This is a genomic window from Streptomyces sp. ADI96-02 (genome assembly GCF_003846185.1).
GTDB lineage: Bacteria > Actinomycetota > Actinomycetes > Streptomycetales > Streptomycetaceae > Streptomyces.
Map to the genome: position 1 here is coordinate 4,173,590 of NZ_ML123034.1, position 17,487 is coordinate 4,191,076.

Annotated in this window: 17 protein-coding genes and 1 pseudogene; 4 read left to right on the plus strand and 14 right to left on the minus strand. The window is 67.8% G+C overall.

What is annotated here, in order from left to right:
* Window positions 1–18: 18 nt before the first annotated feature.
* The 3 genes from EES43_RS18480 to EES43_RS18490 all read right to left on the minus strand — a co-directional run bounded on the left by EES43_RS18480 (window position 19) and on the right by EES43_RS18490 (window position 1,678).
* A complete protein-coding gene (locus EES43_RS18480) occupies window positions 19–501 on the minus strand; it encodes a succinate dehydrogenase hydrophobic membrane anchor subunit (RefSeq protein ID WP_124269720.1) in 483 nt (160 codons plus the stop codon).
* Window positions 502–506: 5 nt separating this feature from the next.
* Window positions 507–887, minus strand: a complete 381-nt coding sequence (sdhC, locus tag EES43_RS18485; protein WP_124269721.1) for a succinate dehydrogenase, cytochrome b556 subunit — start codon at window positions 885–887, stop codon at window positions 507–509.
* Between the two features lie 281 nt (window positions 888–1,168).
* On the minus strand, window positions 1,169–1,678 hold the full coding sequence (locus EES43_RS18490) for a 2-oxo-4-hydroxy-4-carboxy-5-ureidoimidazoline decarboxylase (RefSeq protein ID WP_124272052.1): 510 nt from the start codon (window positions 1,676–1,678) through the stop codon (window positions 1,169–1,171).
* A gap of 476 nt (window positions 1,679–2,154) precedes the next feature.
* Here EES43_RS18490 and EES43_RS18495 point away from each other — a divergent pair, with 476 nt between their 5' ends.
* Window positions 2,155–3,753, plus strand: a complete 1,599-nt coding sequence (locus EES43_RS18495; RefSeq protein ID WP_124269722.1) for a family 20 glycosylhydrolase — start codon at window positions 2,155–2,157, stop codon at window positions 3,751–3,753.
* A gap of 179 nt (window positions 3,754–3,932) precedes the next feature.
* Window positions 3,933–4,514 carry a hypothetical protein gene (locus EES43_RS18500; RefSeq protein ID WP_124269723.1) on the plus strand — a complete coding sequence of 194 codons (582 nt, stop codon included), beginning with the start codon at window positions 3,933–3,935 and terminating at the stop codon, window positions 4,512–4,514.
* 250 nt (window positions 4,515–4,764) lie between these two features.
* Here the strand turns inward: EES43_RS18500 and EES43_RS18505 are convergent, their stop codons facing one another.
* Together EES43_RS18505 and EES43_RS18510 are read right to left on the minus strand one after the other, a co-directional pair.
* Entirely contained in the window at window positions 4,765–5,397 is a 633-nt protein-coding gene (locus EES43_RS18505) for a DUF4276 family protein (RefSeq protein WP_124269724.1), read from the minus strand.
* Complete coding sequence (locus EES43_RS18510) at window positions 5,394–6,812, minus strand: AAA family ATPase (protein ID WP_124269725.1); 1,419 nt, start codon at window positions 6,810–6,812, stop codon at window positions 5,394–5,396. Before EES43_RS18510 ends, EES43_RS18505 begins: the two co-directional genes overlap by 4 nt.
* Before the next feature lie 18 nt (window positions 6,813–6,830).
* Here EES43_RS18510 and EES43_RS18515 point away from each other — a divergent pair.
* Window positions 6,831–7,034, plus strand: a pseudogene (locus EES43_RS18515) (hypothetical protein); the annotation flags it as partial.
* On the opposite strand, the gene EES43_RS18520 reads toward EES43_RS18515, so the two are convergent.
* The 7 genes from EES43_RS18520 to EES43_RS18550 form a co-directional block, all read right to left on the minus strand.
* The gene (locus tag EES43_RS18520) at window positions 6,982–7,521 is read right to left on the minus strand and encodes a hypothetical protein (protein ID WP_124272053.1); all 540 of its coding nucleotides are present in this window, start codon (window positions 7,519–7,521) and stop codon (window positions 6,982–6,984) included. The pseudogene EES43_RS18515 and the gene EES43_RS18520 overlap by 53 nt on opposite strands.
* A 126-nt stretch (window positions 7,522–7,647) precedes the next feature.
* A complete protein-coding gene (locus EES43_RS18525; protein ID WP_164493198.1) occupies window positions 7,648–7,971 on the minus strand; it encodes a putative quinol monooxygenase in 324 nt (107 codons plus the stop codon).
* Window positions 7,972–8,053: 82 nt separating this feature from the next.
* Window positions 8,054–8,902, minus strand: a complete 849-nt coding sequence (locus tag EES43_RS18530; protein WP_124269727.1) for a class I SAM-dependent methyltransferase — start codon at window positions 8,900–8,902, stop codon at window positions 8,054–8,056.
* 87 nt (window positions 8,903–8,989) lie between these two features.
* Complete coding sequence (locus EES43_RS18535) at window positions 8,990–10,492, minus strand: FAD-dependent monooxygenase (protein ID WP_124269728.1); 1,503 nt, start codon at window positions 10,490–10,492, stop codon at window positions 8,990–8,992.
* Between the two features lie 83 nt (window positions 10,493–10,575).
* Complete coding sequence (locus tag EES43_RS18540) at window positions 10,576–11,817, minus strand: cytochrome P450 (protein ID WP_124269729.1); 1,242 nt, start codon at window positions 11,815–11,817, stop codon at window positions 10,576–10,578.
* 27 nt (window positions 11,818–11,844) lie between these two features.
* Window positions 11,845–12,846, minus strand: coding sequence for a cytochrome P450 (locus EES43_RS18545; protein ID WP_164493199.1), 1,002 nt, complete (start codon window positions 12,844–12,846; stop codon window positions 11,845–11,847).
* Window positions 12,847–13,010: 164 nt separating this feature from the next.
* Entirely contained in the window at window positions 13,011–13,700 is a 690-nt protein-coding gene (locus EES43_RS18550; protein ID WP_164493200.1) for a tRNA-dependent cyclodipeptide synthase, read from the minus strand.
* 623 nt (window positions 13,701–14,323) lie between these two features.
* Here EES43_RS18550 and EES43_RS18555 point away from each other — a divergent pair.
* Window positions 14,324–14,575 (plus strand): hypothetical protein, encoded by a 252-nt coding sequence (locus EES43_RS18555; RefSeq protein WP_124269732.1) that lies wholly within the window; start codon window positions 14,324–14,326, stop codon window positions 14,573–14,575.
* Between the two features lie 257 nt (window positions 14,576–14,832).
* Here EES43_RS18555 and EES43_RS18560 read toward each other — a convergent pair whose 3' ends face one another.
* Both EES43_RS18560 and EES43_RS18565 read right to left on the minus strand, forming a co-directional pair.
* Window positions 14,833–15,543 (minus strand): methyltransferase domain-containing protein, encoded by a 711-nt coding sequence (locus EES43_RS18560; protein ID WP_124269733.1) that lies wholly within the window; start codon window positions 15,541–15,543, stop codon window positions 14,833–14,835.
* Window positions 15,544–15,561: 18 nt separating this feature from the next.
* Window positions 15,562–16,746, minus strand: a complete 1,185-nt coding sequence (locus EES43_RS18565) for a terpene synthase family protein (protein ID WP_124269734.1) — start codon at window positions 16,744–16,746, stop codon at window positions 15,562–15,564.
* Window positions 16,747–17,487 lie beyond the last annotated feature (741 nt).

Below are 17,487 nucleotides of genomic sequence, written 5' to 3' on the forward strand. Positions count from 1 at the left end.
GTCCCTCTGTCCCGGCGCCTAGCGGATGTTCGGGTCGAAGGTGAAGATCACCAGCGTGCCCAGCAGGACGGTGAACACCGTGGCGGTGTACAGGAGCATCTTCAGCCAGAAGCGGGTGTTGTCCCGTTCGGCGTAGTCGTTGATGACCGTACGGAGGCCGTTGGCGCCGTGGAGCATGGCGAGCCACAGCATCGCCAGGTCCCAGACCTGCCAGAACGGCGAGGCCCAGCGGCCCGCCACGAAGGCGAAGCCGATCTTGGAGACGCCGCCGTCGAGCACCAGCTGGATCAGCAGGTGGCCGATGACGAGGACGACCAGGACGACGCCGGACAGGCGCATGAAGAGCCAGGCGTACATCTCGAAGTTGGTGCGCGACGCCTTGGGCGTCTTGCCGGTGCGCTTGCGCGGGGGCTCGATCACCGGGGCCGGGTGGTCGACGTCGTACAGGCTCACGCCCTCGACGTCGCCGATCGCGGCTGCGGAAGTAGTCTCGCTCGACATGGGCCTCAGCTCCCGAAGACTTCGCGTACGGCGTGGCCGAGGACGGGGTACAGGGCCCCGACCATCAGCACGATCCAGATGCCCACGACCGTCCAGAGCATCTGCTTCTGGAGACGCGGGCCCTTGGCCCAGAAGTCCACGGCGATGATCCGGAGACCGTTCAGCGCGTGGAAGAGAATCGCGGCCACCAGGCCGTATTCGAGAAGGGCGACGAGCGGCGTCTTGTATGTGGCCACGACGTCGTCGTAGGCCTCGGGGGAGACGCGCACGAGAGCGGTGTCCAGGACATGTACGAACAGGAAGAAGAAAATGAGGACACCGGTGACTCGATGAGCCACCCAGGACCACATGCCTTCCCGGCCGCGGTACAGCGTTCCAGCCGGCACGGAAGAACCCTCCGGGAGCGGGGATTGGGGTCGGCCGGCTTGACTGTCGGTCTGACCCGGCCGGGTACGGTCCACCGGCCCCGGCCATCGTAGCGACGCATTGTCGGTTCGTTCGCGCCGGGGCCTCCGGTGTGATCAAAGAGGCAATCAATCAGCCACGTACGGCCTAGGGCCTGCCGGAAACACAGCCTCGGGGCATCCGGGGGCAAGGGCCCCGGGCGGCGTTCCGCGCGGGCGGCGCACGGCCGGTCGGTCAGGCCGGGCCCGCCGCGTCCGGTCGGTCAGGCCGGGCCCGCCGCGTCCGGCTCGTCCCCGTCGTCCGCCACCAGCTCGACGAGGCGGCTCCGGACGAGCCGGCGCAGCTCGTCCGCCGTCACCGCGCGCTCCTCGTCCGGCTCGTGCGCCAGCCGGAGGCGGATGCCGGCCAGTACCTGGTCCACGTGCTGGGAGGGCGGGCAGGCCGCCAGGCAGATCACGAAAGTGTGGCCGAAACGGCTCTCGTACGCCGCGTGGGCGGCCCGCAGCGCCAGGTGCGCGGCGCGGGGCGCGGCGTGGTGGAGGCAGGTCGCCGGCTCGGCGGCCAGGGCCTCCGCGACATCCTCGGGGGCCAGGTCGTAGCCTGCCTCGTCGGAGGCGGCCAGGAGCGCGCCGAGATCGGGGTAGGGGCGGTGGGAGACCATGCGACGGGCCCAGCGGCGGCTGCCGCAGCACTCCAGGAGGGCCGCCTCGGCGGCGTCGGCGGGAGCGCCGTTGAAGCGGGCGAGGCCGACCGTGTGGTCACCCGGCGGCAGGGCGGCGGCCGGGCCCGCCGCGACGGCTCCGAGCGCCGGGCGGCGGAGCTGCCCGGGTATGGCCGGCCGTCCGGCCTGGAGCGCGGATCGCTTCGGCGGCCCGGCGGGGGACTCGCTGGACCTGGACAGCGTGGACTCCTTGGGTTCCGTGACGTCTGTGACCCTGATGAGGGGCCCGTGTGACTCCGAAGAGGGACGGGTGTGCATCGTGGTTGCGCGGGGTGCGTGTGATGTGAAGGGAGGGGCGAATGTGCCGCAACGCTAGCGAGATCGGTCGGCGATCGTCCGGTGGATGGCCGAAAAATCACCCGGACGGGAGAGTTTCGGAACGCGTGATGGACGCCTGACCTGCACGGAAACGAGTCCTGTTCAATGTCATTACCTCCCCGATGGGCGAATCCTCCGCAAAAATGTCAATCTTTCAGCCTATTCACCTGTTCCAGGCCCTTGCCCGGAGATCCGGAGGAATCTGACCGATGTCGCCTACGCGTGGTGCCCTCGTCACCGGCTCGGCCGTCACGGCCGTGGCCGCCGCCGTCCTCACCGTCGCCGTCTGGCCGGAAGGCTCCGACGGGAACCCGTCCGGCGAACCGGCGTCCGCCGGGACCTCCGCCGCCCCCTCGCCGTCCCGCAGCTACGCCCTCTCCAGCGCGCCGAGCACCATCCCGGCGGTCCGCGAGCACACCGCCGCCCGCGGCCCCGGCTGGCGGCCGGGGCAGGGCAGTACGGTCGTCATCGCGAAGGGCAGCCAGGTCCTCGCAGACGAGGCGCGGCTGCTCGCCGGAGAGCTGAAGATCCGCTACCGGGGAGCGGCGGCCCCGCGCGCCGGGGACGTCGAGCTGGCGCTCGGCGACAAGGACAAGGGCCCGGCCGAGTCGTACACGCTCACCGTCCGCGACCGGATGGTCCGGATCACCGGCCCCGACGAGTCGGGGGTCTTCTACGGCACCCGCACGCTGAAGCAGTCGCTCAAGGCCGACCGCACCGTGCCCGAGGGCGTGGTCAACGACCGGCCCGACCGCCCGCAGCGCGGCCTCAACCTCGACACCGCCCGCAAGAACTACAGCGCGGCGTGGATCGAGGACCGAATACGCGAGATGGGCGACCTCAAGCTCAACCAGCTCGGCCTGCACTTCTCCGACGACCAGGGCTTCCGGATCGAGTCGGTCTCCCACCCCGAGGTCGTCTCGCGCGAGCACCTCACCCGCGCCGAGGTCCGCCGGATCGTCGCCCTCGCCGCGAGCCGGCACATCGAGGTCGTCCCGGAGATCGACTCGCCCGGACACCTCGGCGCCATCCTGCTGGCCCACCCCGACCTCCAGCTCCGCAGCACCGCGGGCGTGCCGTCGAAGGGGGCCATCGACATCTCGAAGCCCGGAGCGGCCAAGCTGATCGACGAGCTGCTGGACGAGTACACCGAGCTGTTCGGCGGCAAGTACTGGCACCTGGGGGCCGACGAGTACCAGGCGCTCACCGTGCGCGACCCCGCCTCCTCCTTCCCGCAGCTCCAGCGGGCCGCCGAGAAGAAGTACGGCCCCGACGCCTCGATCGAGGACCTGGCCACCGGCTGGCTCAACGACCGCGCGGCCGTCGTCGTCCCGAAGGGCAAGACCGCCAAGGCGTGGAACGACGGGCTCTTCCGCAAGACGAAGATCAAGGCCGACGAGGACATCGAGATCGAGTACTGGACCGGCAAGGAGATCGGCGCGCGCCCGCCGCAGGAGTACCTGGCCGCCGGCTACAAAATGCTCAATCTCAACGACGAGTTCCTCTACTACGTGCTCGGCGAGCCCAACGACTTCACCTACCCGACGGGCCGGCGCATCTACGAGCAGTGGACGCCGCTGGTGATGCGCGGAACCCAGCCCGTCGCGGAGCGCTACTCGCCGCAGATCCTCGGCGGCCGGTTCGCCGTCTGGGGCGACCTGGCGAACGCCCAGACCGCCCAGCAGGTGGCCGACGGCATCAGGATGCCGCTGGTGGCGACCTCGCAGAAGCTCTGGGACCCGCGCAAGCCCGCGCTGAGTTGGACGCAGTTCCAGCAACTGGCCGCCCGCACGGGCAGCGTGGACTGAGCGCGGCGCGTCGCCCCGGTCCGGCGCGGGCCGGCCCGAACGCGGGGCCGTGGTCACCTTTTGGCCACGGCCCCGCGTTTTTCGTGCGCAACGGCCCGCGGAATCCCCTGTTCTGCCATGATGGCGGTGACGATATTCAGCCAGTCGGCGCAGTACGCGGTAAACCGAGGGAGACGCCGATGAGTCTGCTGGAACTGATCGAACGCGCCGACGAGAGAGCGCTGGCCGCCGGCGCCGTGGCCTGCCTGGACCGCTGCCTGCCGCTGCTGGCCGAGCCGGACGGACCCGAGCCGCTGCGCCCGCTCTGGGCGAGCAGCGAGCACGGGCGGGACTGGACCGCGCGCCTCACCGCCGTCCGCACCGCCATGGAGCACGAGCCCGTGGCCGACGGCCCGGCCGCCGTGGTGCGCGCCATGCTGGGCGCGGCCCCGTCCGACTTCGACCGCGCGCCGCTGCGGGAGTGGGCCGACGCCTGCTCCCTGGTGGCCCTGGAGCTCCACGAACGGTTCGACGCCCCGGACGGCGACCCGGTGCAGGACCGCTCGCACCTGCTGAAGGCCGCGCGCGCCGGCGAGGACGTGGCCCTGGGGCCGCTCGCCGCCGGGGAGTTGCAGCGCCAGATCCAGATCCAGGAGATCCTCGCGGAGAGCGGCGGCACGGCGGGCAGCGGCGCCGGCATGCGCAAGGCCCTCGACCTCTCCACGGAGGGCCGCCGGGTGCTGCGCGCGGTGATGTCACGCCGGGCCCGCGTCCGGGGCTGAGCGGCAGGGGAGCCGGGGCCGGGGCTGTATGCGGGACTGGCCGGCCCCTCTCCGCGCCGGACCACCGGGTCACGCCCCGCGCTGTCGCGGTTGCCCGCCCCGCCCGGCAGAGGCCGTCAACCGGCGTGCGCCGTCCGCTCTGCCGCACGGCACCCTCAGGGGCTGGAACGTGTGATGTCAGGGCGGTTGGCGCCGGAGACCCGGCCCCTTCTGGAGGCACACGACAGGGGAGCCGATACGCAGGGGGTGGTCATCCACCAAGGGTGTCGAACGCGATGTCGAGGTCCTTGACGAAACCCTGCCACGACGGAAGACAGGCAACGGGACCTTCGGGATCGAGGAGTTCGAGCATGCGCAGCCGGTGCTGAGAGAAGCGCTTCTGGAACTGGGCGAGGCGGCGCCCCTTGTACTCGCTTGCCTGCGCCGGCGAGTCTTTGAGGAGTTGCTTCGGGTCGGCGACCTTTTCCGCCGCTACGCCCTTGGGAAGATCAAGACCGACACGGCCGCGAGGGTTCTCGGCGACCTGGCGCAGACATTCTTCGTCGAGGAGCAGCCAGGCTTCGAGCATGCGGACGGGCACCACGGCGACGTGCTGGAGGCCAGGCCACTCGGCGTCCACGGCTTCCTCGATCTCGTCCCTCCGATCCTGGGCAAGGCCCCGGTCGGCGTCCCGTCGCACCACAGCCAGGTCGTAGGTTCCTCCGAGTGCGCGGATCGCCCTCAGTTTGCCCGGCACGGAGTGTCCGGTCGACGGCCGGAGCAGACCGAAGTCGGGGACGGTGACCGAGATCTCGAGCCCCTTGCGAACGGCAATGGATTCGACGTGGGGTACGAGGCCGTTGTCGCTGCTGCCCTCTCCGATGAACAGGACGCGATAGGTCACGTGATCCCCTCGCTCAGCGTGAGCTGCGCTCCGACGGGTGTCGTGAGGTACGGCAGGATGTCGGCCTTCGTCACGAAGGCACCGCGTGCTGCTTTCGCGGACCGCCAAGTCCCCGCCAGCGGACGCAGTCGCAGTGCCCGGTTCAGGGCGCCGGTTTCGCTCCTGTGGATTTGGGTGTCGGCGAAGAGAAGATCCTCGTTGCCGACGAGCTGCACGACCCCTGGTGAATGCGTATTGATCAGCACCTGCCGGAACGCGTTGTCTGCGCCGGGCTTTTCGGAAGGGTCCACGGCAAGGTCCTGCACCAGGTCGACCATGGCGTTGAGGTTCGCCGGGTGGATGCCGTTCTCGGGCTCCTCCATACAGATCAGCCCCCGCACGGACGGGTCTTCGAGTAGAACGCGCAGGGCCAGGAAACGCAGCGTGCCCTCGGAGAGGCTGCGCGCGGGCAGCGTCATCCCAGCCACTTCGTGCACATTGACCGTGAGGAGCTGTCGGACCTCGTCCTGATCGACATCCAGATCACGGATGTGGATTCCGGTGAGGTCCGAGAGGCGTCCCGCGACCCTGGCGTACACCTGGCTGGGATCCGCGCCGGGAGTGTCGTGGGCCACGCGGAAAAGTGTTGCGGGCAGGTGAGAGCCGTCAGCACCCATCACGTGCGGGTCGACGTACCGGTCGGACCTGCGTAGAGCGGAGGGTTCCAGGGCGAGTCGTCGCCAGGACTGCATCTCACGACGAGCCGCGAGGATTGTCGGGTCGTCACTGCTGGTGATGGTCGAGACGACCGTCGCAGGCGCGCGGGATGCCGCCGCCGGCTTGGGCTGGCCCCTGCTGCCACCGTCCTGGTGAATCTTGACGATCGACTCACCGGACTCGGTGGTCGTCGAGATGAACGGTGCGCCGCTGCGGTGCCCCTGGATGACGGTGTCACGGAAGTGCTTGGCGCTGTGGGGGAAACGGAGGTGCTGCGGAGCCTTGCCCTTGGTGATGTGGGCCAGCGTTTCGTGGAGGAGGGTCAAGCGTCCGAAACGGTCGAGACCGGACGGTTCCTGATAGCCGACTTCCAGTTCGTACCGCAGGAAAGTGGTGGTGGCCTTCGCGGCACGACCGAAGTCGTCCTGTGTGTTGAGAGGTACGACCATCTCAGCGGCGAACCGCATCCGGTGACTGCCAGGCGCGAAGCCCTTCCAGAAGAGGTCGCGGGGGTCGTCCTGACGCTCGCCGTGTACGCCCCGGACCTCCTGGGCCGCCTCCATCATCGACTGGTCGGCGAGCAGGGAGAGGAACTGGATGGCGTCGAAGACGTTCGACTTGCCGGTGCCGTTCTCCCCGGCGACGCAGGTGAAAGGACCGAAGTCGATGGACAGGTCCAGGAGGTTCTTGAACCCGTGGACTTCGATGCGGGTCAGCATGTGGTGTCCGGATGTTCGCCGAGCGGATCCCTCAAGCCTACTGGTGTGGTGCTCCCCAGGCGCTGGGTGGCAGAGCGCACGTTCGCGTGGTTGATGAACTCCCGCCGCCGGGCCCGGGACTACGAGACGTTGCCGGTCAGCAACGAGGCGGTGATCCGGTGGTCGATGATCACGCGGATGAGCCGGCGTCTGGCACGGCCACGGCCTGCCGGCTGGCACTGAACATCCCCGATGCCTCCACGAGGAGCCACCCGCGTTCCGCCAGGCGCCTGGCCTTCGAACGCACTCCCTCGACCTTCCCCGGCGTCGTTCCAAGGCCCAGCTCCACCGCGATCTCCCTGGCCATCACCGGTCCCTTGCCCGCGGACCGCCGCTCCTCCAGCACGGCCAGAATCCGCTGGTAGTCGGGCGCGAGAACGGTCACCGGCAGCCCGTCCCGCCAGGGCGGCACCACCGACCCCGGCACCGGTGAGGGCACCGTTTCCTGATCCGCCTCGGTCACGGCCGTCGTCTCGGCGGCGGACAATGCCAGAGCCTCGACCAGCTCCTCCCGCGCGATCACCCGCCGGTTCAGCTCGATCTCCGCAGCCTCCAACACCTCGGCCAACCGCGCGGCTTCCTCCCGCAGGCCCTCCACCCGTACCCGGGCAGCCGCCTCCCGCACCTCCAGCATTCCCAGCACCGACGCCACCGCGCACCCCTCGGTCATGAAGCGGACAAGACGCCGCATGCCTCCCTCACTCCGAGCGAAACCATGCCTGACCAGCAGAAATCAAGAGATCACGTTCGGTTGAGATACGGCTTCTCAGGTCTTGTCCGTGCAGTCTCCGTGGGGTCAGCGGTCGCCCTCGTGGGGACTCTCACCGCATGTCAGCTCCCGGTAAGTCGTGATCTTGATCGGTTCCGCCAGGAGTGATTCCACCGCAGCGGCGAGGTGCTGGGAGTGCGCGCTTCGGAAGTGGCGCTGGAGGTCTTCGGTGTGTCGCCACCGCTCGATGGCGATGAATTCCTCCGGGGTTTCGATGCTCTGCTGGATTGAGTAGTGCAGGCTTCCCTCCTCGTTCCGGGTGGGTTCGATGACCGCCTGGAGCAGTTGTGCGAGTTCTGCCTCCTTGCCCGCCTTGGCGACGACCCGGCCCACAACCGTTACTTCACTCATCGGCTTCGCCTCTCTCGGTGTTCCGTTTGCGTGTTGTTCCGTTCGGATGGGCGCTCTCCGCCCTTCCTGGCGGACCGGCTCTTCAGGTTCTCCGCTGTCGCCGTCCGACCGCGGGGGTGTGTCCATGGGCGGCGCCGATGGGGAGTGCGGGGAAGACCATGGACGGGTCGTCGAACAGGGAGGAGAGCCGGTCGTCCGCGGTGTCGAGCAGACCGTGGTCCTGGAACGACGGTGCGAGGCGGGCGAGCGAGAGCGCGTAGAAACCGCGCTCTCCACCGGAGACGAGGGGGTGTCGCCGCTGGTGGGTGATGCCCTCCAGACCCTGGGCGGCGAGGAGCACCGGGAGGGTGCTGCCGAGTTCGGGGTGTGCTCCGGCGAGTGTCATCAGCCGGTGCACCGCGGTTGCGAACTCCAGGAAGGCTGTGGCCGCTCTTCTGTCCGGGGCGTGTTCGGCGGCGATGGCGAGTGTCTCGCGACTGACGTCGATCGCTTCGGCGAAGAGCTGCCCGTGTGGTGCCAGCGAGGGGATCAGCCGGGCCAGGACGGATTCGGGGTCCGGCAGATGCTCCAGTACGGATCTGGCGTGGATCAGATCCCAGGAACCTGGTGGCAGAGGGCCTGCGGTGATGTCGTGTTCGATCACTTCGACCCCGGGATGTGCGATGTTCCTCAGAAATCGCGGATCGGTGTCGGTTGCCACCACTCTTCCGGTCTCTCCGGCGAGAGATGCCAGGAGACGGGCGATACTGCCCGCTCCCGCGCCGACTTCGAGGCATGACCACCCAGGTGCCGGCTTCACCCGGGTGAGGATCTCCTCGGTTCCGGGGTCGTAGACCTGCTCGATCGTGCGCAGGCGATCGAATTCAAGATCCGCTCGGGCGGCTGAATCCAGAACGTAGGGGGCGGGTTGCGGACGGTCCGGGTCGGTCATGGTCTGCCTCTCTGGTTCCTCCGGGCCCGACGAGCGGTGCAGGGCCGCCGACGCGAGCACGAGCAGCCCGGATCAGGGTTCCGCCGGTCATCCGACATGTATGCCGAGTGAGCGAAGATGGCTGGTCACCTCACTTGGAGTCTCCGTGGCCAGCGAGATGTATCCGTCCGGTCGTACGAGGAACAGGCCGTGCGGTGCGTACGCGCGGGAGGCGAACCCTGCGGGGTCCGAGACGTCGTGGCCGACGCGCACCACGCGGATCACCGCGGGACCCCGGGCGCTGACAGGCTGGATGGGCGGGCTTCCGAAGACGAGAAGGGTGAAGTGGGGTCCGCGGAAGAGGTCGAAGAGACGTACCGGGGCTCCGCCCAGGTCGGTGCACGGGGCATCCGGTGCGCGGTCCCCCGCGTGGAGGGCTTCCTCGGCCAGGGCGGGGCGCATCTCCGTGTTGGGCGGGATGCCCCGGTATCCGAGTGCCAGGTGGTGCGTGGTGCGGTCGCGATGTGCGGCCAGTTCCCTGACCCGGCCCGCCCCTTGATGGATGCGAGTGCTCACTCCCAGTACTTCCGCCGCGGCCGGCCGGCGCTCCGCCTCGTAGGAGTCCAGAAGCGAGGGTGCTGCCTGCCCGGTTGCCGCGAGCGCCAGTTTCCAGCCCAGGTTGTAGGCGTCCTGGATGCTCGCGTTGATGCCCTGGCCGCCCGCCGGGGAATGAACATGCGCGGAGTCACCGGCCAGGAACACCCGGCCGACACGGAAGTGCTCCGCGAGTGCCGCTCGTGCCCGGAAGACCGATGACCACAGCACCTTCCGCACCTGCAATCCCGTGCGGGCGGCCACCAGTTCGCGGACCCGCTCCGGGGCGGGGTCGGGTGTTCCTGCCGCGAACCGTGCGATGACCTGGAAGTAGTCTGTTCTGGCGACGGGACAGATCGCGGTCATGATGCCGGCCGCGCTGCCCCAGGTGTGCCAGTGCTCGCGGTCCAGTCCGGGAATATCGGCATCGGCCACGAGCAGGGGCCGGGTATCCACTTCTTCGCGGTCGAACCTCACGCCCAGGATTCTCCGTACGGTGCTGCCGCCCCCGTCCGCCCCGACCAGATAGTCGGCCGTGATCTCCCGCGTACCTCCGTCGGCCCGGACGACCTGGGCCAGCACCCCGGCCTCGTCCTGGGAGAATCCGACGAGCCGCGCTCCGAACGCGACGCCGTGTCCCAGCCGCAGCAGTCGCTCGCGCAGCAGTTCCTGGGTACGCGACTGAGGAAGCATCAGCGGTTCCGCGTAGGGCGTGGACCCGGTGGGCTCGCCACGGGCGATGACATCCCACTCCTTGATGATCCTTCCCTCCTCCCAGGCCACCATCGGCGGCAGCGGCGCTCCCTCCGCCTGTACGGAGTCGATGATTCCGAGGTCGTCGAAGATCTCCAGGGTGCGCGGCTGGAGACCCTTGCCCCGTGATCCCGGAAAGGGGCCCGTGCCCGCATCGATGATCCGGAAGTCAACGTGCCGACGGGCCAGTTCCAACGCCAGGACCAGTCCAGCAGGTCCTCCTCCGGCAATCAGAACAGATGTGTGGTGGCGATTACTGTCCACGGCATGTCCCCTTTCCGGTCCTCCGTCATCGTGATGCGGAGGAGGCCGCAGCCGGCTGTATGCGGTTTCCCCTTTCTGGTGGTTCAGGCCGCCAGGAGCCGTCCTTCCGCGGTGGGATCGAAGGTCAGGGTGAGGGATTCAGGGCCGCGGGAGTAGAAGCCGGTCTCCTCGTAGCAGGCGTCCTCGGGGAAGCCGATGTTCTCCATGAGGGCCAGCAGCATCGTCACGACCGTCTCCAGTTCCCTGCGCGCGAATGCGGCCCCGACGCACGAGTGCATGCCCGCGCCGAACCCGAAATGGGTCGCGGCGGCGGTGAAGGACCGTTCGGGACCGAGGTCTGTGCGTTGAAGGTCGAAGGTGTCGGGCCGCTCGAAGACACGCGGGTCGCGATTGGCGGCGGCGAGCATGCACCACACCATGGTCTCGGCGGGTATGGCGACACCGGAGATCTCGACGCTCTCCGCTGTCCTGCGGGGGATCAGTTGCACAGGTGGTGTGTAGCGGAGCGTCTCCGCGATGGCATTGGTCACCAGCCCGGGATCGCCGCGGACCAGGTCCATCTGATCGGGGTGCGTGATCAGATGCCGGAACAGCAGGGCCAGTGTTTTGTCCGCCGGTTCGGTCGCGGCGAGGAGCACGTTGTGGCACAGAGCCGTGACCTCGTGCAGGCTCATCCTCCCGCTCTCGTACTCCGTGTGGCACATCAGCGAGATCACATCCCGGCCGGGGTTCTCGCGCCGTTCCTCGATGAAGGGCCGCAGATAGTCCTCCAGCCGGCGGGCGCACTGGACGCAGTGCTGGTATCGCTCCTCGGTCAGGGTGACGCTCGTCACGAATTCGGCCACCCCCTGGAACCAGGAGTGCACATTCTGCCAGTCGTCCTTGGGCAGTCCAAGACTGTCCAGCGCGACCCAGATGGCCAGTTGCTGTCCGAAGTCCTTCACCAGATCGAACCGGCCGCGCCGCAGATGGGGGCGGATGAGCTCCTCCACGTTGCGGCGGATGAGCGGGATCTGATTCTCCAGCATCGGCCCGGTGTATCCGCGGATCATCGTTCGGTGCTTCGCGGTGTGCTCGACGCCGGTCATCTGTGCCAGGACGCGACCGCGCATGACCGGCTCGGCGCGTTCTCGTAGGGCCTGGGTGGTGAATATCTGGTCCTCGGTCAGAACCCGGCGAACGTCTTTGTGCCGGCTCAGGAAGTAGGCGCCGATGCCGGGTTCGTAGTGGACTGGGTCGCTCTCCCGTAGCTGGGGGTACCAGGCGTACGGGTCCCGGGCGAACTCGTCCGACAGGACACTGATGATGCGGGCAGTCGGCCGCATGGTGTTCTCCTCTCACCGGGTTGGCTGTCACCAGGCCACAGGCAGACAGGCGGGACGGATGAACGTCAGATCGCTCCTCCAGGGAATCTCGTATTCATCCACGGCCAGGCGCAGTTGTGGGAAGCGCTCGAACAGGGCGGGGCAGACAATGCTGAGAACCAGCCGGCTCAGGCCGTCGTCCACCAGGGGCCCAGGATTCGTGCGAAGGTACGTGGCCCCGGCGTCCGGACGATGGATGTCGAACTTCGCCGGGGTGGGGTAGTGCTCCTCGTCCCAGGCAGCGCCGAGGGGCGACGCGCATACCGCGTCCCCGGCCTTGATCAGAGTGCTGTGTAGTTCCAGGTCTCTGAGCGCGATGTGGGTGGGGCCGAGCACCGTGCCCGGGTGGTAGCGGCGGAGTTCCCCTGCTGCCGCCTGCCACAGCACTGGATCGCGCAGGCATTCACGTAACGGTTTGGGGTGGAGCAGGAGAGTGAATGGTCCGGTCAGCAATGCCGAGAAGAGTGACCTCGCGCACCGGACGAGTAAGCCGCTCACCATGGTGTGCGACGGTTCAGTGTCGACCTCCCGCTGTTCGCGGGCTTTGAAGGGCGCACCGGCGGCATTACCGCGGACGGGGTCATCCCGGAGGTGCTCTGTGAGCGAGTGCAGGACCGGGTGCCTGGCAGCCGAATTTCCTGTCGGCTCTTCCTGGATCAGAAGGTTCCGCAATTCCTGGGGATCGAATGACAGCCCGAAGACATCGCGGCACACGGCGGCTGTTAGCGGCGCCGCCCATTGTTCCAGCAGATCGGCAGGGTTGTTCCCGGTTTCCATGGCGTCCAGGACGAGACCCGCCTGTTTTACGATTGCGGGCCGGTGGGATTCCACCGCCCACGTCGCGCAATACTCGGCGCCCGGCTGCCCGGCCCGCGAGCGCGCTGCCCCGCTGATCGCGGCCGGAGGGGGAAGCGCTTCAGCGGCATCGCTCAGCCGCACGAGGTCCGGGTCGGTGAATACTCGCAGGAGGTCGTCCCGGCGGGAGATCATCCACAGCCAGGATCCGCCCGGAAGCTCTACCGGGCAGACCGGCTGCCGTCGGCGTGCCCAGTGGATCACGGGCGGAGGCGTGCCCAGGGGGCCCAGCACAAAGGGAAACCTCAACGGTACTTCCGGTGTCCTCGCCGGCATCGGGAGCTGCCTGAGCTGTCTCATCACGAACCATCCGGCAGTACGGGCTCGGCCACCACGAACCCCTGTTGTGCAGCTGACCGCAGCCCGGTCGCCGGACCGGCGAGCAGGGCCGCAGCGAGCTCGATCCGCCGGTGGTAGACGAACACAGAAGAAGCCACGTCAAAGATCGACGGGCTGTCCACGATCAGCGGCAACTCGGCGATCGGATAACTGACACAGGCGTCGATCTGCTCCTCGCCGGGCTCCGTATCCGCGATGGACCGGACCGCTGCCCGGGCAACCGCCCGACAGGCCGCCCTGAGATCGGGATCGACTCGGTATGCCGCTCTGGCCCGCTCGCGCGACGCCGCGTACTCGGGTCGGCTCATCAGCTGAGTCCAGGTGTGCACGTGCTCCTCCGGCGCGGACACACCGGCACGCGACAGCGCCAGCACCGCGGGATTCCTGAGCTGATTCACGGCCCGCCTCACACGTCCCACCGCCTCCAGCGGCCTGACACCAGCGGCGGTGAGGGTATGCGCCGCCTCGAACCCGGGAACGAGAACATCGACCCTCGTGAAATGTCCGGCCGCCCACTGGGCCAACGCCTCCACCCGGCACGGTGTGTAATAGCCGTTGAACGGGCTCAGACCCAAGACGCAGTGGTCGGAGGCATCGACGATCCGACGGCAATTCTCGCTCTGTGGTCGAATCAGGAAATCCACGGTCACCACCGCTTACCTGCATCTGTATGCCACGTTCTCATGCCAATACCTGTTCCCGGTCGCCAGGTCTGAAAGTCCGCCATGAAGTGGGCGGCCCGAAGAGAGAAGGCCGTCACGTCAGAATTCACACCGAATTCTCTGCCCGAACGGCTCAGGTCATTTGGAGACGAAACCTGTCATTTCGTCACGGCGGCCCAGCGAGCGCGTCAGTACAACTCGACGGTCGAGTGCGCATCACCCGTGATCACTCCGCAGTGCGCCGACGCCTCCTCGCCGTGCTGCTACACACTACGGGATGTTATGAACATTCGATAGACCTTATTGCTGTATTAATTTAGGCCCGGGGAGGCTAACCTCGATGGGCAGTAGAAATCGTTATTGTGTTCGTTAATGGAAATTTAGTTCGAATGTGCTTTCCCTCGGCTGCATTTCGAGCCCGTCGGCACGATCCTCGCCATCCACGGATCTTCCTCACCGAGGTCCGCTCGGCTCGGCGGCACCACCCGCACGTCGGCAACCGTGTGGTGATGTCGACGCCTGCGCCTGGGGTCTCGCGCCTTGGCACCGGTCGTGCGTGCTGCCCACCGCGCCCCCGATGGCCAGGCCACTTCGGCCCCGATCTCCCCGGGTTGTTCGCGGAACACACCCTCGGCGACGGCTTCTTCGCTATTCGTGTCGACGGCAGGCACGCCGTGCCGCGCTTCCCCGATTGCCGGCCCTTGGGCCGGCTGGTACTCACCGCCTTCGGCGCGTACACCATGTCCAATCACCGGCGGTTCAACCGCATCCAGCCGCCCACTGGATACCCCTTCGGCGGCGGCAGCGTCAGCGTCGTCCCCGCGAAGGAGCGCTTGTGGCCGCTGTCGCTCCGCAACCCGTGACGATCTGCCGCTGATCACAGACGTCCACGCGTTCGGGGTCGCCCACCCCGAACGCGGGATCGCCTTACCGACTACTCCGTCTGAGCACCGGAGAAGACGCATGCGGCTCGTGCGCGCCCCTGATCGTGGCGATCGACACCGAGATCTCCCGCCGGCGGACGAGCACCCGAGCATGATCAAGCCCGTGACCTGCCCGAGCACCCTGCCCCCGCACCACGCCGGCGCCCGTGACCTGTGGATTTCAGGATGGGATCAGCTTATGGGGAGTCAGTGGCGGGTGCGTCGGCCCAGGCGGACAGGGTCATGAGGGCGAGGTCGGTGTACTTTCCGCCTTCCAGCAGGTCCGTACACTCCGTCAGTTCTTCGGGTGTGGTGAGACGTGCGCGGACCAGGGCTGGACCGATCTGCTCCAGGGAGAGCCGCAGGAAGGCGTCGGCGTTGCCGTTCCTGCCCACCAGGCCCGGGGTGCAGTGGACGCCGATATCGGTCAGACCTGCCTGTGAGAGGAGTCCCGGCAGCGCGGTGCCCCATCGCTGGTCGGTGCCCATCACGTTCTCGGACAGGGTGAACACGGCGTTGAGACAGCGCTGGTAGGCGTTCCGGGTGCCGGACGGGGGATGGACCGCCATAACCGTCTCCACGCACACCCAGCCTCCCGGTGCGGTCCAGCGCGCCATCTTGCCGAGGACTTCAGCTCGCTCCGGCAGGTGTTCCAGCAGTGCTCGGGCATGGACGAGGTCGAAGGAGGCCGCCGGAAAGTCCTCCTGGACGACATCGTGGCGTCGGACGGACAGGTTGGGCACGTCCCGGGGCAGCAGGGTGGTGCCGATGTCGGTGCCCACGACCTCCCCCGGGGCGCACTGCTCGGCCAGCCAGCGCGCGACGGAGCCGGCGCCGCCTCCGAGTTCGAGGCACCGCCAGCCCGGCTGGATGCCGAGACGTCCGGACGGCCGGGACAGGCGGGGCAGCCGTCCGGAGCGCGTCCATCAGATGAGCGGGTCCGCCCGCCGGGACGGCCGTCGGCGTTCACCCGCCTGGGCGACGTCAGGAGTGCGCCACCACCAGCCGATCACGGCGGAATCGAGGGCTGATGCCTCCTCCGTCGGCCGCGGATCCGGTGCGTGCGGGCTGAGAACGAGACGCTCCCGTACCGGACCGGCATAGCGCGTGGTGACAAGGCTGAAATCCAGATTGGCGCGCACCCATCGGCCAAGACTCCCCACGAACATCTGGAGTTCGGCACCGACCTCCGGCGTCACCGTACGCTCACTCAGTTCGACGAAGCGGCGCATCACCGTGTTGCGCAGCACTACGGCCTCCTGGAGCGACTCCGCGGTCGTTGCCTGCCGCTCCGCTGCCAGCACATCCAGGAGGTTCACCTCCAGAGAGCCGCGCTGGGACTCCTTGTGATGCGAGAAGATATCGTTGTCGAGGGAGACGAGGACCGCGCACATCTCCACCAGAGCCCGGGCCTCGGGCGTATCACGCAACTGCCTCGGCATCACGTATCCGTGGGCCACGTCCAACAGCGCGATACTGCTCTGCATCGCACCGTTGCGCAGGCGCAGTAACAAGTAGTCGTCCAGCCTCTGGGGCTTCTCACCGTTTCGCCGCCGCGACCGCTCCCAGACCAGAGCGGCGAAGTAGGACCGGACGGCGTCAGCCCAGTCGCAGAATTGCGTGGGTGTCGCGCATGCGGAGATGCGGGAGGCTACATCACGGAGCGCCCAGGCATAGGCGTTGTCCGGCAGGAGTCCGATGTCTCCGGTTTCGGCCACTCTGTGGAGCCGCGCCAGGAAAGCCGCCCACTCGGTGACATCTATGTCCGAGTTCTCGGCGTCGTCGCAGTACTCGTCGTCAAACGCGAAGAGCCAGGTGTGGTAATCGGCGAAGGCGGCGAGCCCTTCCTCTTTGCCGTGCGGCACAACGCCCGCCGCGAGAGCTCCTGGCCGCATCGCCGAAAACTGTTCCCGACGTTCCCGGCCGGAAGGGATTCCCTGCTTGGCAGCCCAGGCCATCGTGCTTTCATTGATTGCCGATCTGGCCGGGTTCTCAGCTCTTTCGATGGGACAGTAGAGAGTCAGCCGACTGAAGTGTTCAGGCATTTCAACCTCGAAAAGTGATCTCTGATTGAGGAATCCGAAGACGGGAAACGGTGCAACCCTGTTCACGGGTTGCAAGGTTGATGTCCGGTGGGAGAGGAGCCAAACCTGGACACTTGATGTGCTTTATCATGATTTTTAGTCATTGAGGCTCTTGGAGCCTCACGCTCAAGACCTACGGCTGGAGCAGTGGCGTACTACTCCAAGGTGAATAGCGCTGCTTCGGGGAAATCTGGTCGGCTCTGCATCACGCGCGTCTGGTTCGCCCGCCCGGGCCGTGACGGAAGAGCACCGGTATGTCTATCGCGTCGCGGTAGCGCGGGGGCTTGAGGTCTTTTGTCTTCTTCTCCGGAGGCGCAGGGATTCACTGTCTCAGCAACAGGCCGCTGGCCAGTCACTCAGGGGGGCGCGCACAAAGTCTGGGCAAGCGGCCGAGTGCCCCTCGCGCGGTGATCCTCGGCGGTATCGAGAATTCTTCCATCGTGTGACTGATAGCTGGATGGGGGGGAGTTGTGCGCTATGGTCGCGGCGAGCTATTGAGACGGTCAGCCCGAACAGGTCGGGGGGCCCGCCACTCTTGTGCTGCGAACGCGTCGCCGCACCGTCGATGCGGTGGGCCCCGGGAGTGCACGCCCGGGGCTCGCTCACTGATCCCTGCCTTGGTGGGGGAGACTGCTTCTCGGATGCCGACGCCCCGCGCCTGCCGCTCCCAGGAGCCTGGGCGAGCATCAGGCGGTCCGCGTGACGCGCAAGAGGGCCTCGGCAGGCTGGCTGTGCAGCCGATGAAGCACCGACTCACGTGAGTAGGTG

Coding starts and splice junctions, on each gene's coding strand:
- EES43_RS18500 (WP_124269723.1), top strand. CDS start 3,933: ATGAGTCTGCTGGAACTGATCGAACGCGCCGACGAGAGAGCGCTGGCC.
- EES43_RS18530 (WP_124269727.1), bottom strand. CDS start 8,902: ATGACCGACCCGGACCGTCCGCAACCCGCCCCCTACGTTCTGGATTCA.
- EES43_RS18545 (WP_164493199.1), bottom strand. CDS start 12,846: ATGATCTCCCGCCGGGACGACCTCCTGCGAGTATTCACCGACCCGGAC.
- EES43_RS18520 (WP_124272053.1), bottom strand. CDS start 7,521: ATGACCGAGGGGTGCGCGGTGGCGTCGGTGCTGGGAATGCTGGAGGTG.
- EES43_RS18540 (WP_124269729.1), bottom strand. CDS start 11,817: ATGCGGCCGACTGCCCGCATCATCAGTGTCCTGTCGGACGAGTTCGCC.
- EES43_RS18480 (WP_124269720.1), bottom strand. CDS start 501: ATGTCGAGCGAGACTACTTCCGCAGCCGCGATCGGCGACGTCGAGGGC.
- EES43_RS18510 (WP_124269725.1), bottom strand. CDS start 6,812: ATGCTGACCCGCATCGAAGTCCACGGGTTCAAGAACCTCCTGGACCTG.
- EES43_RS18525 (WP_164493198.1), bottom strand. CDS start 7,971: ATGAGTGAAGTAACGGTTGTGGGCCGGGTCGTCGCCAAGGCGGGCAAG.
- EES43_RS18495 (WP_124269722.1), top strand. CDS start 2,155: ATGTCGCCTACGCGTGGTGCCCTCGTCACCGGCTCGGCCGTCACGGCC.